We start from the raw sequence: 12,661 nt of genomic DNA on the forward strand, positions 1-12,661 counted from the left end.
GAAAGGATGACAGCAGATGGATTCGAATGTAGGGAAGAAGAACGCTAGGGTCAGATAGGTTGGCGTTCTCCGCTCCCGCTTGGCGGGGTAGAGGTGGTCGCCTAGGCGACGTTGAGGTACCTGCCGCTGCGCGGAATGGGATGAGAGCCGCCCGGCATTTCCGTCAAAAGTGAAATAGTGTAAGGCGGCCCCGCAATATCGACGGAGCCGCCAGCATCCGTTTTTACTTTACCGCGTCTGATTCGGCTTCACCGGGCACGGTGACCGTCACCTGACCCGAGCCTGTGAAATTCGGGTCATCGAGATAATTGACGACAATGGTATTGGCACCTGTCACAAGATCCCCACTTGTTGTCTTGTAGGCTGCGAGCCCGGTCGGAGTTACCTGAATTTCGTCCAGCACCGCGTCGTTGTTGGTGTGGTTCACAAATTGCAGCCTTCCGGTAAAGGTGTGGCCCTGGGTGGAACCATTCGGCGGCGGAACGACCTGAGCCGTTATGATTACAGGCTCGCCGGGAGCTGGGTCCGACGGATTCGCATATGCATCCACCTGCATGGTCAAGGGTGCCGTAGCGAGCGATTTGGTCGCCTCTGCCTTGCTGGGCAGATATTGCGCATTTCCTGCATAGCTCGCGCCGATATTATGCTGGCCGCTTGCCGGGCCGGCTATCGCGACATTCGTGAGCTCTGCCTGCGCCGAGGTGGTGATCAGCGGCCGGATGAGCCGTCCATTGGCACTCGCGGTGGCCATGAGCGCGTCAAGCTGACCGTTCTCGTCGAAATCTCCCACCACGACAAAACCGCCGGCTGCGGCGCCGGGCGGGCTATTGGCTGGTGGGGTTCGGAAAGTACCGTCACCGTTGCCGAGCAAAACGGTCAGGAGATTCTTAGCCCCATCGGACACCGCAAGGTCCTGCTTTCCGTCACCATTGAAGTCTCCGCCGGCGAGCGCCTTCGATTGCCCGCCAGTGACGGTTGTTACATCCGGCTGCTGGTGGAAGGAGAACAGACCCGTATTCAGCAGCACCGACACCGTTGCATCATTGTTGGCCGTGGCAAGATCCGGATACCCGTTGTTATCGAAATCTCCCGTTATGATGAATTGCGGATTATGAGCCGGATTCATCGCTTGATAGGTCGGAGGCGTGAACGTTCCATCGCCATTCCCCTTCAGCAAGGCGATGTCGCCTTTGCCCGTGTCGGCCACCACGATATCCATGGCTCCATCGCGGTCATAATCGCCGGCGGTAACGGACTGCGGCGCAGCACCGCTTTCCAGCGCGAACGGAGAGCCGCTCGCGGGCGAGAAAGTGAAGCTGCCCTCGTTGAGGAGCACTCCAACCTTCTCTTCCGCACGGCTCACCACAGCCAGGTCGAGGGTGCCATTATCGTCCACATCCGCCACTGCGATGGCAGTGGGCGCGGTCCCGGCATCCTGAGGTGGTTGCTGGGTAAACCCGCCCGCGCCATCGCCCTTATAGGGCACGACCTTTTTGTTGGCGGGGTCGGCTGCCATCAGGTCGATCTTGCCGTCGGCGTCGAAATCCGCCGCCACGACGTACTGGACTCCTGCCAGCGGCAAGGAGGCGGTCGGAAAGGCAGAGAAATTTCCGCTGCCGTCGCCTTTGAGCAAATATATCTTGCCGTCCGTGGGACTGGCGGAGGCGAGATCAAGATGGTGGTCTGAGTTGAAGTCGTCCACCGCAATGGCAGCCGGGCTCGCCCCCGCCGCAACGGGCTTCTCGGTGTCGAAGCCGAATGTCGGCGCCGTTGGGGCACCGAGCGAGGCAGTGCCGAGCGGCCAGGGATTCCCATTGGCCGTGTTGCTTTCGTCAAGGAATGTAACATCCCCCTGCGGGAAGGCTCCGCCTCTGCTGGTCACTGTGGCGTAGAGCGTCCAATTGCCGGCGCTTCCGTCCGGGTCCGGCGCCATGGCCGTCGTCGTCGCATACCGCCCGGTCGGCACCGCGGGCGCAGATTCGGGATCCGAATTGCTGGGCAGCGCCGCAACAGTCCCCACAAACTCGGCACGGAACCAGTTGGCGGCCTGGCCCACCAGATAAGTGTCGAGCGTTGCGGTTCCCGATTGATCGAGTTGCGCCGAACCGATCAGATTCGCGCCTGTGCAGAAGCGCGCCAACACAGCGCAGAAGTTTACGGTGCCGCTCGTAACGGGCTGGCCTGCGACGGTTTTGACTGTGGCTTGCAGCGTAACGAGATTGCTTAGGCCAGGTGTGCCCGTCACGGGCGTGAGGGTTAGGCTCGTCGTCGTGGGCTGCGGTGCCGGGTTGATCTTGAGCGGTTGCGGCTTTGTCTGTCCCGTGGGAGCTGCGAAATTCGCATCGCCGGGATAGGTGGCCGAGATCGTATAGTTGCCCACACCCTCGCTCACGGTTGTCGTGAGCGTGGCGACACCGTTGACCAAGGGTGCGCTGCCGAGAGGACGTCCTCCCCAGGAGCCGCTAAACGCGACCTCCCCGGTAGCCTCGTGCCCTTGCACCTGGTGGGGCGAGAGGCGGGCGGTGAACGTTACGGTCTGTCCCCTGATAATGGTCGACGGGACCGGCGGATCGAGCGTGAGCACCGTCGGCACCTTCTCAGCCGTCAGGGGCACGTCTGTGAGCGAGGCCGACGCCGCATAGGTGGGATCGCCGGCATAACTCGCTACGATGTTATGAGAGCCGGTGCCGACGACCGAGACGCCGGCCGCCGTGGCCGTCGCCGACGTGGCTAGGACCGTAGGCCGGATCTCAAGGCTGTTGTCCTGCGCCTTCTTGATGGCGAGATCGGGCACACCGTCGGTGGTGAGGTCGGTGATTGCGAGCTGGTCTGGAAAACCACCGGTCGAAATCGTCGTGGAAGGAGTGAAGGCTTGTCCTCCCGACTGGCCGAGAAGCACCGTCACGCTATTGCCGTCGGCATCCGCGACGGCGAAATCGAGAAAACCGTCCGCGTTGAAGTCGGCACTTGCAACATCGTCCGGATGGTTGCTCGTCACATTGGCGAAAGTCTTCGATGTCGGGAAGGTTCCGTCCGCCGGGTTTTTTGCGTAGAACAGCGTCACGCTCTTCTCGCCGGCATTGGCGACCAGGACATCCGGCTGTCCGTCTTCGTTGAAATCGTCGACTACGAGTTCACCCGGATAGCTGCCGGCAGTCTGCGTCCAACCTGCCGTGGCGGTAAATGTACCGTCTCCCTGGCCGAGCATCGCAATCAGTTCGCCCGGACCGCTGTCGCTATCATTTGTGATGGCTACGTCGAGCGCACCGTTCCCGTCCAGATCCGCCACATCGACATTGGCGGGATCCGCGGCTGCCGTGATCGGATTTCCGGTCTTCGTGAACCCAAAACCGCCATTGCCTTTGAAAAACTGAAGGTTTCCGGGAGTACTACCGTCCTTAGTGTTGAGGACAATTAGATCGAGAACCCCGTCGCTGTCGAAATCGCCGACGCCGAGCCCATACGTATTGCCGGCGGTGGATGCCTGGGGCTTGGGTCCCGTGAAAGTGCCGTCACCCGCGCCCTGGAATGCGGCAATCGCCTTGGACATACGGTAACCGATCACCAGATCGAGCAAACCGTCATTGTTGAAGTCGCCGGCAACGATGTTGTTCGCATCATATTGTATCGATTCATCGGGATCGAGAGCCAGGGGAACGATGGTTTTCAGCGTCAGCGTTCCATCGGCGCCGCCGAGATAAATCGTGGCGACGTTTCCCCGGACCCCCAGTCCCGTGTTATTATTGCTGAGCAAGGCCGCGTCGCGGTAGCCGTCATTGTTGAAATCCGCAAAAGCCGCGTCCTGCGTGAGACTGCTGAAGGACGAATAAACATAGGACGGGAAGGCAAACGCGGCGGTCGGCGGGGATGGGTTGCTGAGCGTTGCGGTCGCGATCGTGGTGAGATTATTGCTCGCGTCCTGGAAGGCCACCGTGCCCGTCGGCGCAGCTTTTCCGCCGATCCCGCTCACCTCGGCAGACAGCGTGTAATTACCCTCGCTGCCCGATGACGGCTTGATCGCCGTCGTGCTCTTGCCCCCATTGATAGTCACGGTCGCTACCGGGGAAGCCGAGGAAGCATCCGTAGTCGTCGGCAGAAACACGGCGTAGTAGTTGTTCGCACCGAGCGGCGGGACGAGCTTCAGCGTGGCGTCGCCCGGAGTCGTGCTGCTGATCTGCGCCGTGCCGAGCAATGCGTGGCCGTTACACTTCTTCAAGTCTGCAGTGCCGATGCAAAACTTGACCGTGCCTTTCGTGACCGGCGTAACGCCAGCCATCACCTTCGCGGTCAAAGTAATGACGGTGCCCAGAGGCTGCGTCCCAGTGGGCGCGGCCGATAATGCAGTCGTGGTAGCGGTCGGAGCCGCCTCGGCGATCGGAGCGAACCCCGCCGCCATCGCTGTCATCAATATTGAAACCCAGAAACTCTTACGCATGGAAAAACCTCCATAGGCTATCGTTGCGATAGCTTTGAAATGATAAATTTATACGTCTTTGCTTTGCAGTATCTCTTGTTCCACCCCCTATATCGATTGCTCTTGAGCCGCCACATCACTGAGACGTCGGCGGCTTTTCGTCATTTGCCACGGCCTGTCGGCTGGGGCGTGTTTTGCATCCCGACGGGGTATGTGTTGGTGACCGAGGCGGCAGTGAAATAATCATTGCCCGGTGTGGAGGCCTCGATCTGGTTCTTGGCGTTTTGCTGGAGCTGGGATGCCTGGATGGTCACATTGACAGCCCCTTTCGAAGGATGCTGCGGCTGGCCGATCTGCTCGCCGGTGGTTTTGTTGGTGATGGTCACCAGCAGATCGTCGACCGAATGGTCCTGCGCGGTCGCCGGCGCCAGGGTGACGGTCAAGGGGAGGTCCTGGTTGGCCTCCACCGGCGTGCCGTCCGCCGGCTGCATGGTCATCTGGACAGTCACCGGCTCAGCGGGAACCGGCATGGTGGCGGTGCTGTCGCTGGGGGCGAACACGCCGTCGCCCTCATAATGGCCCTGGACGGCATGGGTGCCGGTGCCGACCACGCTGATATTGCTCGCCGTGGCGCTCAGCGTCGCGATGGGTTCGAGCAGTCCCACGCTCACGCTGTTGCTGCCCGGATTGGCGACGGCCACATCGCTGAACCCGTCTCCGTTGAAGTCGCCGACCACGGGAGACATCGCATTGTTTTGAGGCTGTATCGCCGCGTCCTTTGCCGGCGTGAAGGTCCATGCGCTGCCCGCCCCGATGAGAGGCTGCACGGTGCTGGAGGTGGTACTATTGTAAATCGCGGCAGCGATATCGGCCAAGCCATCGGCATTGAAATCGCCGACGGCCAGATTGCTGTTCTGCCAGGCGGGGATGGAATAGTTGGCGGTGTCTTGCCTGGTAAACGTCTTTCCGTCGCCGCTGCCCTTGAATGCGGCGATGAAACCGGCGCTACTATAATTCTCGACGCTGGCGGCGAAATCGAGCCGGCCATCGGTGTCAAAGTCGGCGACGGCGACCGAGGTGGTGGTTTCGCCGAGTGCGAACTGGCTGTAATCGCTTTCGAAAGTCCCGGTGCCCTGCCCGAGCATGACCCAGACATTGCCGCTATTGCCGTCGGGCATGATCAGGTCGGGCTTGCCGTCCTGGTTGAAATCGGCGGCGATTGCATTGGTGGCATAATTCGCCATATCGCTGCCATGCGGCACCGGGGTGCCGGTCGCGGTAAGGCTGCCGGCGCCGTTGCCGAGATAAACCTGCAGAGTGGCGCTATGAACGACGGCGAGGTCCAGCTTGCCGTCGAGATTGAAATCACTGACCGCGAAGGCGGCGAAGTCGCTCGCCGGGCTGTTGACCGGCGGGGTGTTGAAGGTTCCGGTGCCGCTGCCGGTGAAGACGCTGAGGTTGGAATTGGCGCCGGCGACGAGATCGAGCTTGCCGTCATTCGTGAAGTCGCCGACCGCGATAGGCCGGGCGCCGCTGACATTGGAAATCGTCGAAGACGGCGCTGGGGGGAAGGTGCCGTTGCTGCCGGCGAGATAAATGAAGATGGTGTTGTCGTTATGGTTGGCCACGGCCAGATCATCGATGCCGTCGGCGTTGAAATCGCCTGTTGCGATGGAATTGGGCTGTGCGCCGGCGGCGAGCGTCGCGGTGCCGGCGACAATGAGGTCGGTGGCGGCTTTGGTGCCGGGCAGCGTCGCGGTGCCGAGGAGATAGCCGCTATTGTTAGTGTCGAGGATATCGACGGTTTTGGATGGCGCGAGGTCCGCCGTTGGGGGGACGATGCCGCTGACCGTGACCGGCACGCTATAGGGGCCGTTGCCGGTTGGTTTGCCCAGCGTGGTTATCGTGGCGTAGGCGCCGCGCACCGAAAGAGGCTGCGCGGTGGAAACGCCCGCCGGCTCGGCCGTGGTGCCGGCAAAGACGGCGATGTACTGATAGGCGCCGGTGGCGCCGATGCCCGGGCGAATGGTCAGCGTGGCCGTGCCATGGGGCGCGGTGAGCTGCGCCTCGCCGAGCCGGTTGATATCGGTGCACAGCTTGGCTTGGTACTGGCAGAAATACACGGTGCCCTGCGTCACCGGCGTATTTCCATCCGTCACCGTGGCCGTCAGCAAGACCTCATTGCCTACAACCACCTGTTTGGGCAGTGAAAGCGTGACCGTCGGCGGCGCCTTCCCGGTGAGCGGGAGGGTAGCAGAATCGCGCATGTTGAAATGCGCGTCGCCTTCATACCGGGCCAGGACGTCATGCGTGCCCGCGCCGACGGGAACGGCGACATTGCTCGCCGTCACGTTTATTGTCACCGTCGGTTGCACGAAACCCACCGACACATTGGCGCTGCCGACATTGGCCACGGCGACGTCCGAGAAGCCGTCGCCGTTGAAATCGGCCACGATTGGCGACACCGCCCAGCTTCCCGGCGTGAATTGTGCGGCACTCGTGAATTTCCACTGCCCGTTGCCGGTAAAGATTTCGGCCGCAAGCGTGTTGCTCTGGTGCCGGGCCACCGCGACATCGGCGAGGCCGTCGGCATTGAAATCGCCGGCCACGACCGAGGCATTGAGGTAGCTGGCGCCCAGATCGATGGTGGCGGAGGTCTCTTGGGTAAAGGTGCCGTTCGCGTCGCCCTTTCCGGAATAGAACGCTACGACGGTGTTGGTGCTGTAATTCTCAACGGTGGCGGCGAAATCGAGCGTGCCGTTGTCATCGAAATCGGCGAGAGTCACCGTCTGCACAGTTGCGCCCGCGGTGTTATAGTGGTTCGGGCTACCCTTGAAGGTCCCGTCTCCCGCCCCGAGCAGGACCCAAATATTCCCGCCATTGCCGTCGGGCATGATCAGGTCGAGCGTGCCGTCCTTGTTGACGTCTCCGGCGGCCGCGCCGAAAGCATAGTGGCTGTTGTCGCTGCCATAGGGCGCCGATGTTGCGGCCGCCGTAAATCCGTTCTTGCCGTTGCCGAGATAGACCTGCGTGCTCGATGTGTGGATGACCGCGATGTCGAGAATGCCGTCATTGTCGAAATCGCCTGGTACCAAACCCACGAAGTCGCTCACCGCCGTGTTGACGCCGCCATGGTCGAAATTGCCCTGTCCGTCTCCGGCGAATACGGTGAGGTTGGAGCTGTTGCCGATGGCCAGATCGACCGTACCGTTATTGTCGAAATCCCTCGCCGCGATGGGATAGGGCGTGCCGCTCGTGCCCCAGGTCTTCGGCGAGGGCGCGAATTTGCCGTCGGTCGTGCCGATATAGGTGGTGACGGTCTTGTCGGCGGAGTTGGCGACGGCGATATCGGCGATGCCGTCGCTGTTGAAATCACCGGCCGCGATCGAATAGGGCGAGCTGCCGGCTGGCAGGTTCTGGGGATTGGCCGATACGCCATCCACCGCGGCGCCGCTCAGCGTGGCGCTGCCGAGCGTCTGGTTGGGAGTGACGGTGGTGTCGATAATGTCGACCACGCCGCCCGGTGCGAGCTTCGCCGTCGGCGGGGCAAAGCCGCTCACCGTCACCGGAATGCTGTAGGGCCCATTGCCCGTCACCTTGCCGGTCGCCGTCGCGCTGGCATATTTGCCGGTCACCGTGAGCGGCGCCGTGTTGGAGGTCGTAGAAGCGACCGTATTCGAGCCGGCAAACTGCGCCGTATAGGAGTGGCTGCCGATGCCGGGGAAGAATTTGAACGTCGCGGTTCCCTTGCCGTCAAGCTGCGCCTCGCCGATGCGGTTGATATCGGTGCACAGCTTCGCCGCCGTTTCGCAGAAATAGACGGTGCCCGTGGTCGCCGGCGTGATCGTCGCCGTCAATGTCGCCATCGTGCCGACGCTCACGCTCGGCTGCGGCCCGACTGAGAGCTTGAGCGTGCCCGGCGCGCCGCCAACCATATAGGGGACGGTGTTGGAATCGTTTCCATTGAGGTTGGCGTCGCCGTTATAGTGCGCCTTGAATGTATGGCTGCCCGCCGCCAGCCCGCTGGCCGGGTACTGCGCCTGCCCGCCGCTGATCGTGACCGGCTTCGGATTCAGCTTGGTCTGGCCGTCGTAGAAATCGACGGTGTCGCCATCGACCTTCTGGCCGTGCAAGCTGTCCTGGTCGAAGGTCGCGGTCAGCGTCACGGTCTGGCCGTATTTGCCGGGGCTTGGCGGCTGGGCGTTGAGCTTCACCGTCGGCGTCGCTTTGTTCACCGTGTAGGAGACCGGGCTCGAATCCGCCGCGTTGAGATTGGCGCCGCCGTTATAATGCGCCTTGAGTGAATGGCTGCCGGCTGCGAGCGTGCTCGTCGGATATTGCGCCTGCCCGCCATTTATCTTGACCGGGTCGGTATTGAGCTTGGTCTGGCCGTCGTAGAAATCGACGGTATCGCCATCGACCTTCTGCCCGTGGAGGCTGTCCTGGTCGAAGGTCGCGGTCAGTGTCACGGTCTGGCCGAACGTGCTGGGGCTTGGCGGCTGGGGGGTGAGGTGCATTGTCGGCGTTGCCTTCACAGCGGTGAGCGGCTGCGTATTGGAATCGACTGGATTGAAGTGCGTGTCGCCTACGTAATGGGCCTGCACATTGTGCGTGCCTGTCCCGATCGGCTGCGGCACATTGTTTACCGTCACGCTCACCGCTTCGGTTGGTTGCGATAGCACGATCGTCGCATTGTTGCTGGTTGAGTTGCCCGTCGCCAGATCGGCGATCCCATCATTGTTGAAGTCGGCACTGGTGATGGAGAGTGGATCCTGCCCCGGTGTTGCCGATGCACCCGCCGTAAACCCGAAATTTCCATCGCCCAACCAGACCTGGATCTCTTGACCGACAGCCGCGCCGTAATCGGCATGACCGTCGGCATTGAAGTCACCGACCGCAAGCCTCACTTCGGCATTCTGCACGGTGAATGTGTTGGTGGCCTTCAGGGTAAAGGTGCCGTCGCCATGACCCTGATAGACTCGAACCGCGCTGTTGGATCCAGCGCCACGGCTGCCCACCGCGAAATCCAGCATGCCATCGGCATTGAAGTCCGCCACCCCCACCAACTCGGGGTAATAGGAAGAGTCCGTCGTCGCCGGCACCGCCGGCTGGAAGGTGCCGTTGCCATTGCCCATGAGGAAATTGACCGTGCTATCAAACTGATTGGCCACGATCAGATCCAGATGACCGCTGGCGGTAAAGACGCCGGTCGCGACCGCGTCGGTCACTTGGCCGCTCAGGATAGGGTCCTTCGCCGTGAAGCCGCCGCTGCCATCGCCGAGCAGGACCATCACCGCACCGGCCCCCGAGAAGCCATTGTACGCCGGCACGGCGAGATCGAGCGTGCCGTTCTCGTCGAAATCGCCGACCGCCATGGCCAGGCTCGTCCCGTAGGACGTATCGGCAAAGGGCGTATTCTTCGCCGATCCGAAGGTGTCATCGCCGTTGCCGAGATAGATGCTCACCTGGGGGCCATTGCCGGCGGCCACATCCAAATTGCCGTCATTGTTGAAGTCGGCCAGCGTCAGCGCCGTCGGCGCATTGGGAACCTGCAACGTCGTACGCGGAGTATCCCACACCTTGCCATTGCCCCCGCCGGGATAGATCGTGACGGTCTTGTCGTCCGCGTTTGCCACGGCAAGACTGGCGTTATAATAATAATCGAAGGATCCTGACGCGATTGCTTGCGGGTTCTTGCCGACCGTCAGGGTCTGCGCCGTCGGGAGATTCAGCTCGCGCTTTGACGCGGTAGGCAACTGCGCACTGCCGAGCTGCTGGTTGTTCGATGTATCGATGATGTTCACCTGGCCGGTGGGCGAAAGGTTGACCGGCCACGGTACGACGCCGTTTACCGTCACCGGAAGGCTGTAAGGGCCATTGCCGGTGGGCGTGCCGAGCGTGGCGTTGGTGGCGTATTTGCCGGTCACGGTGAGCGGTTCTGCGCTCGACGTCGATGCCGCGGATTCCTGCGTGCCGGCGAATTGCGCCGTGTAGGAATAGCTGCCGATGCCGGGAAAGAATTTGAGCGTTGCCGTTCCGTTGTCGAGCTGCGCCTCGCCGATGCGATTGATATCGGTGCACAGCTTGGCTGCGGCCTCGCAGAAATAGACGGTGCCAGTGGTGGCCGGCGTCACCGTGGCGGTCAGCGTCACCACAGTGCCGACTGTGGTGGAAGACGGTGTAATCGACAGACTCGTCGTCGTCGTTTTGCCACCGACGCTATAGGGCACAGGATCCGAATCCTGCGGAACGAGGTTGGCGTCACCGTTATAGTGCGCCTTGAGTGTGTGGCTGCCGGCTGTGAGCGTGCTTGTCGGATATTGCGCCTGCCCGCCGGTGATGGGAACCGGCTTCGGATTCAGCTTGGTCTGGCCGTCGTAGAAATCGACGGTGTCGCCATTGACGTCCTGCCCATGCAGGCTGTCCGCATCGAATGTGGCGGTCAGCGTCACGGTCTGACCGTATGTGCTGGGGCTTGACGGCTGGGGCGTGAGGATCACCTTCGGCGTCGCTTTGTTTATGGTATAATTGACAGGAGTGGAATCGTTTCCATTGAGGTTGGCGTCGCCGTTATAATGCGCCTTGAATGTATGGCTGCCCGCCGCCAGCCCGGTGGCCAGGTATTGCGCCTGCCCGCCAGTTATCTTGACTGGGTCGGCATTGAGCTTCGTGGCCCCGTCGTAGAAATCGACGGTGTCGCCATCGATATTCTGGCCGTGCAAGCTGTCCTGATCGAAAGTCGCCGTCAGCGTCACGGTTTGACCGAACGTGCTGGGGCTTTGCGGCTGGGCGCCGAGGTCAACCGTCGGCGTCGCTTTACTCACGCTATAATTGACGACATTGGAATCGTTAGCGTTGAGCGTGCTGCCATTGCCGTTATAATGCGCCTTCAGGCTATGGCTGCCGGCGGTGAGCGCGCTGGTCGGATAGGTCGCCGTCGTGCCACTGACATTGGCCGAGCCGAGCTTCGTACCTCCGTCGTAGAAGTCGACGCTCTGGCCGTCGACGCTTTGGCCGTTGAGGTTGCTGAAGGTCGCGGTCATCGTCACCGTGTCACCGAACGTGCTGCCGTCTTCCGGCTGCACGTCAAGATGTACGGTTGGTGTGGAGCTGGGGGGAATGACCGTGTAAGGAGCGTCATTGGAGTCTTGATAGCAAATAATTTCCCCTGTATAATGATTGTTGCTCGCATAGCCCCGCACCCATACATCCAAATCGCCTGACGGCAGTTGCCCCTTCCAGAACAAACAATTGTAGGCACGCTGGTCGGTGCAGGTGTCGAACGTGTCTCCCCGACCGACGACGAGACCATTGGCGTAAATATCACCATATGCTACAAATACATCGAGTGAGCCGGGTGAAAAGAACTCCACAGTAGTTTGCGTACCTTGCGAGACAGGCGGGGATGGAGTCAGAGGGTACATTAAGACATCTATAGCACCTTCACCTACGACTTGATCACATGTCGGCACATCTTGTGCCCGCGCCGCGATTGAGACGAGCAGCGCCACGACGGCTACTGCGAACTGCAGAAAGCCAATACTCCGGTGTTGTTTGGCGGAAAACGATCTGGATTGGCGCGACGAGGCTCCCCTGCCTCGCCACACTGATGCGAGTCGCAGCGCGCGCCCAATGTGAGCGAAAGAGGTCAAGAGCCTAGGCAAAATGGTAAGCACGAGGGCCATCGCCGCGAAGCGCGCTGACCATGCCGTGCCGTTCAAAACAAATAGCTTACGAAACGCAGCTGCAATTGCCTGCAAACCAATCATAATATCCCCTCTCGCCCCGCCATGCGCCCAATCGAAAAGGCGCCCGGCAACGGGCTGAAACATCAATCAAAATATGCGTGGCGGATCATCGGCCACATTGAACAATGGATGATTCATATCATGCAATTATTGCGAGCTCAAGCTAATTGATACATTCGGTAGTTGAGGTGGGGGCTACAAATAGCCGATCTTCAGTGCTGCAGTCGCGCAGAATAACGGCATCGCTCTTCTATCGTTCCCAAGACTCTTAAGACTCTTGACTCTTCGATCGACCGTCTGTCGCTTTGAGTATTTCTGTGCGCTGCTTGCCCGCCGCCGATCACACCGAAGGTGACCTGAGACCCTGAACTTCCTCCAGATTTTGGTAGAGTCCGTCACAACGAGGAGACGGACGAATGAAGCGTTCACGGTTCACGGAAGAACAGATCATCGGGATATTGAAGGAGCAGGAGGCGGGCGCGAAGACGGTTGATGTCTG

General features: G+C 61.0%; 3 protein-coding genes. 1 reads left to right on the forward strand and 2 read right to left on the reverse strand.

Annotation, left to right across the window (positions count from 1 at the left end; genetic code table 11):
* Nucleotides 1-223: 223 nt before the first annotated feature.
* Together ACOWVG_RS18540 and ACOWVG_RS18545 are read right to left on the reverse strand one after the other, a co-directional pair.
* Nucleotides 224-4,435, reverse strand: coding sequence for an FG-GAP-like repeat-containing protein (locus ACOWVG_RS18540; protein WP_420963843.1), 4,212 nt, complete (start codon nt 4,433-4,435; stop codon nt 224-226).
* Between the two features lie 140 nt (nt 4,436-4,575).
* Nucleotides 4,576-12,246, reverse strand: a complete 7,671-nt coding sequence (locus ACOWVG_RS18545; RefSeq protein ID WP_420963845.1) for an FG-GAP-like repeat-containing protein — start codon at nt 12,244-12,246, stop codon at nt 4,576-4,578.
* A gap of 332 nt (nt 12,247-12,578) precedes the next feature.
* Here ACOWVG_RS18545 and ACOWVG_RS18550 point away from each other — a divergent pair.
* Nucleotides 12,579-12,661 (forward strand): transposase (locus ACOWVG_RS18550; protein ID WP_354542348.1); only part of this gene is annotated, 83 nt, incomplete at its 3' end.

It is taken from the genome of Brucella sp. IR073 (genome assembly GCF_049065735.1).
Classification (GTDB): domain Bacteria; phylum Pseudomonadota; class Alphaproteobacteria; order Rhizobiales; family Rhizobiaceae; genus Paramesorhizobium.

Bases quoted from the DNA above. Each gene is read 5' to 3' on its own strand.
- ACOWVG_RS18540 (WP_420963843.1), bottom strand. From the start codon at position 4,435: ATGCGTAAGAGTTTCTGGGTTTCAATATTGATGACAGCGATGGCGGCG.
- ACOWVG_RS18545 (WP_420963845.1), bottom strand. From the start codon at position 12,246: ATGTTTCAGCCCGTTGCCGGGCGCCTTTTCGATTGGGCGCATGGCGGG.